A 3,991-nucleotide genomic window follows, 5' to 3' on the forward strand; every position below is an offset into this window, starting at 1 on the left:
CGACCGCTTATCGCGAGATGATGCACGATATGCATCGGGCCTTTCAGCAGTTGGCGGTCGACGCTCGAGAACAAGGCGACCCTAGGCAGGCGCAGCGACAGTTGGCGCAGATTCAGAACAGCTGTGTTGCATGCCATGCTACCTACCGGTTTGTCACCGCGGACGACCAGTGAGGGAATCCCCCTTGGGGGATTCGCATAGCGCCGCTAATCTGGCCGTGCATCTTTGCAGATGGCGGAAGGAGAGGCGTTGGATATGCGAATTCGGAAGAACCTAGTGAAGGTGGGGATCAAGCCCCCTTGACCCAAGCTGACCTACATCATAATTTCTTTTCATAGAAGCAGCCTTAAATAAGCGGTTTTCAGAGGCCGTAACCGTTTTTCGCGAGTTCCGGCTGCCCGAGCGTGCTACGCCGGTGGGGTATGCGGCCCTGATCGACGCCTACGATTTGCAGGTCCCGTGGCCGCGTACGCTGCGGGCTGTCGGCGAGCGTCACAGAGTTTACAGAGAGAGTGGCTGGGAACTCCTGACGCCGCGTCACAGTCCACCGGCGACCCTTGAGGGCCACCTGACCTTTGCGCTCAAGCGCGAGGGGCTCGACCTCGCTGTGCTGAAGCGGCTCTTTCAGGTCGTCGGGCCGGAGCCAATTTCGGGGTGGATTCGGTCCCAGCCGACCGGGTCGTATACACGGCAGATCTGGTTCTTGTACGAGTGGTTGCTGGACGACCGGCTACCACTCGACGACGCCACACGTGCGCGAAACGTGCTGGCACGGTTGTTCGACCCGGACATTGAGCGGTTCACCCCGTTCAAGCGGGTCAAGGCGATCTTGCTGGAACGGACTGAGCGCCTCCGGTTGGGACTGCTCAACCAGGACTCCAGTTGCTCGCTCGCTCACATCCGGGTGCTATCAACGGAGAGCGAATCACCGAATGAGCACTTTCGAGTATGAAATTCGGAGCAGCAGCACTACGCAGCGGAGTCTCTCTGGGTGCGTGCCGTTACTGTTAAGTCTACGTCCAAGGCGCGCATGACCTTGAGCAAGGTTTTTAAGGTAGGATTACCTTGCTCACTGAAGGAACGATACAGCTGCTCACGGGAAAGTCCCGTTTCACGGGCTAGCTCTGTCATGCCCTTGGCGCGGGCTACTATACCCATCGCCTTGGCAATATAGGTGGAATCCCCGGTTTCCAGCGCATCGGTGAGAAATACCGCGATGGCTTCCTCGCTCTCCAGCGCCGCTGCCGGGTCGTAGTCGTATAGTTTGTCGCTCATGACGCCTCCCACTCGGTTGCCAGACGTTGTGCCGTCTCGATATCGTCTTGTTGGGTGGTTTTATCGCCGCCGCACAGAAGGAGAATGATTTCGTTACCGCGTTGCTTGAAGTAGACCCGATACCCAGGACCGTGATGGATACGCAGCTCACTGACACCTTGCCCTACCGGTTTTACGTCCCCCGGCAAGCCGTTGGCCAGCCGAAAGATACGCGCCGCTATCAGCGCCTTGGCACGTTGATCACGGAGTTTACGCTCCCACTTTCGATAGGTGTCGGTCTGTTTTATGGCAAACATGAGTTAAACGTAGTTCCTAGACTACAAAAGTGCAAGACATGGTTAGTTCGGTGATGCCCAACGACAGCCGACAATCATCACACAGCAGGCTACAGGTCACCGTGTATGACTTGAGATGGGAAGGGAAAGCGCCACGCTGAACGTCAGGCAACCTCAGCTATCATCACCGAGCGCGTCGCAAGCCGGAGAGTACGCGCCTTTAATCTCAGCGACTGTGCAGCCAGCAGGCGACGCGGTGGCCGGGCCGTGGCTGCGCCTCCTCCGTATCAAAGTGCTCGCAGCGTCCGACCATAATCTCTGGGCAGCGCGGATGGAAGCGACAGCCGCTCGGCGGGTGGAGCAGGCTCGGTGGCTCACCGGCCGGGATCGGGCGCAGTTGATGGGCGTTGGCCGCATCTGGGTCGACTAAGGCGGCGAGCAAGGCGCGGGTGTAGGGGTGGTGCGGGCGATCGAGCAGGCGTTCGACCGGTCCCTGTTCGACGATGCGCCCGGCGTACATCACCATGGCGCGGTGGGCGTAGTGGCGCACGGTTGAGAGATCGTGGGTGATGTAGAGCAGCGCGAGGCGGCGCTGGCGCTGAATGGTGCGCAGCAGTTCGAGGATCTCGGCGCGCACCGAGGCATCAAGCATCGAGACCGGCTCATCGGCGATGATCAACTTCGGGCGCAGCAGCAGGGCGCGGGCGATGACGACGCGCTGCTGCTGTCCGCCGCTGAGCTGGTGGGGAAACTTCTGCCACGTCTCGTGCGCCGGCTCTAGCCCGACCTCTTCGAGTGCGGCGGCGATCCGCTCCTCACGCTCCCGGCGCGTGCCGACGCTGTGAACGATCAGCGGCTCTTCGAGAATCCGGCGAATCTTCATAAAGGGCGGTAGGGCGCCGTAGGGGTCTTGCTGGACGTAACCGACAGCGGCGCGGTACGCCTTCAAGGCACGGCCGCGCAGCGCCGCTAGATCGGTGCCGGCGAAGGTGACGCGGTCCGCACTCGGGCGGCGGAGGCCGAGCAGGGTGCGGGCCAGCGAACTCTTGCCACAGCCGCTCTCGCCGACGATGGTGGCCGATTCGCTGTGATCGAGGGTAAAGCTGACACCGTCGACCGCGCGCTCCGAACCGACCCGTAGAAAGCCCCATTGGCGCAGCTCAAACGCCGAACCGGCTGAGCGCCGCTATTGCTGTTGTCAAGCGGCGCGGTGGTATCGTCGTCGTCATTTTCGTCCGCCAGTGAGACGGCATCGAGGCCCTCGCCAACGATCACAGGAAAAAGCTTGCCTGTGGGGTAGCGGTCCATCGGCCAGACGCCGATGAGAGTACCGGGTGCCGCAGGCCCGATCAGCTGCTTTCGCAGCTAATCGACTAGCCGGCGCCGTTCTTCGGCATAGTCCATTAGTTTTTTCTCCTTCCCCCCTGACTAGTCATTCCAGCTTGCTATCACCTGAGCGTTCACCTTCCACCCCGCTGAGAACTGGTCGTCCGCTTGATTTACAGGTGGTTGATGTGCCGCGGGCGGCGGAGGGCTCAAAGGTTACGCTATCACAAGCCCCCGCCATCAGGAGAGGGCAGTTGACACATCTTTGTTAATGATTATCATTCAGTCAGAGCGCTGAGCCAGCCAACCCGCCTCGGGTGAGCCAGCCACTCTGTGCACCACGGTGTGCGCTGTGCAGAGAAGGCGTATTTGCTAAAGCTCAATAAACCGAGAATAACCCGAGGACGGCCATGAGACTGCGCTTTGTCAGTTATTATTCATTACTGTGTAAAAATGCCAATCGACCCGTCGGCCCCGCACCTGCACTCGCGTTTTTCGCTCGTTCACGAGGCGGCTACCCCGTTGCCCGGCTCGTGGCGGCTACCGCGGCCGTACTGATCGGCAATACCGCCTTGGTCCATGTCCAGCCCGCCGTGGCGGCGAGTGGGGAGGCTTACGATCTGACTCCCGTTACGGTAACGGCGCCGACCCGCAGCGAGCGGGCGCGCAAACAGAGCCCTGGCAGCATTGAGGTGATCACTGCTGAGCAGATAGAGCGCAGCGGTGCCACCATGCTCGACGAAGTCCTGCGCAGTCAGTCGAGCCTCTTCGTCAGCCCTGACGGCTTTTCACACGCCCTCCGGGGTGCGGCGCGGGAAGATACAGTGATTTTGATCGATGGCCGCCGTGTCATCGGTGAGCCGAGTCGCCGCTACGAACTCAATCGGATCCCCGCCGGACGCATTGAGCGCATTGAGATCGTGAAGGGACCAGGGAGTGTGCTCTACGGTTCGGATGCGTTGGGCGGCGTTATCAACATCATCACTAAGGAGACACTGATTTATTCCGGCCCTGCCGTTCCGCTGTCGGTCCGGAGTTGAGATAATACGGCTCTGGCCCACAACCGAGAGTGCGCCCCCGATGCAATCGAGCTTCTCTGATCTGGAATATGCCGC

At 60.6% G+C, this 3,991-nt stretch carries 6 protein-coding genes; 3 read left to right on the forward strand and 3 right to left on the reverse strand.

Translation table 11 applies throughout. The features are described from left to right. The first annotated feature begins 20 nt into the window (after window positions 1-20). The gene (locus tag CKO15_RS14735) at window positions 21-173 is read left to right on the forward strand and encodes a cytochrome c (RefSeq protein WP_420842150.1); all 153 of its coding nucleotides are present in this window, start codon (window positions 21-23) and stop codon (window positions 171-173) included. A 242-nt stretch (window positions 174-415) separates the two neighbouring features. Further along, window positions 416-952, forward strand: coding sequence for a hypothetical protein (locus CKO15_RS14265; RefSeq protein ID WP_242464799.1), 537 nt, complete (start codon window positions 416-418; stop codon window positions 950-952). A gap of 17 nt (window positions 953-969) precedes the next feature. Here the strand turns inward: CKO15_RS14265 and CKO15_RS13205 are convergent, their stop codons facing one another. The 3 genes from CKO15_RS13205 to CKO15_RS13215 all read right to left on the reverse strand — a co-directional run bounded on the left by CKO15_RS13205 (window position 970) and on the right by CKO15_RS13215 (window position 2,709). Then, a complete protein-coding gene (locus CKO15_RS13205) occupies window positions 970-1,275 on the reverse strand; it encodes an addiction module antidote protein (protein WP_200197153.1) in 306 nt (101 codons plus the stop codon). Further along, the gene (locus CKO15_RS13210) at window positions 1,272-1,571 is read right to left on the reverse strand and encodes a type II toxin-antitoxin system RelE/ParE family toxin (RefSeq protein WP_200197155.1); all 300 of its coding nucleotides are present in this window, start codon (window positions 1,569-1,571) and stop codon (window positions 1,272-1,274) included. Before CKO15_RS13210 ends, CKO15_RS13205 begins: the two co-directional genes overlap by 4 nt. 205 nt (window positions 1,572-1,776) lie before the next feature. Then, window positions 1,777-2,709, reverse strand: coding sequence for an ABC transporter ATP-binding protein (locus CKO15_RS13215; RefSeq protein ID WP_200197158.1), 933 nt, complete (start codon window positions 2,707-2,709; stop codon window positions 1,777-1,779). A 700-nt stretch (window positions 2,710-3,409) separates the two neighbouring features. On the opposite strand from CKO15_RS13215, the gene CKO15_RS13220 reads away from it, so the two are divergent. Continuing rightward, a complete protein-coding gene (locus CKO15_RS13220) occupies window positions 3,410-3,916 on the forward strand; it encodes a TonB-dependent receptor plug domain-containing protein (RefSeq protein WP_200197157.1) in 507 nt (168 codons plus the stop codon). The last annotated feature ends 75 nt before the right edge of the window (window positions 3,917-3,991 follow it).

It is taken from the genome of Halorhodospira abdelmalekii (genome assembly GCF_016583625.1).
Taxonomy (GTDB): Bacteria; Pseudomonadota; Gammaproteobacteria; order Nitrococcales; family Halorhodospiraceae; genus Halorhodospira; species Halorhodospira abdelmalekii.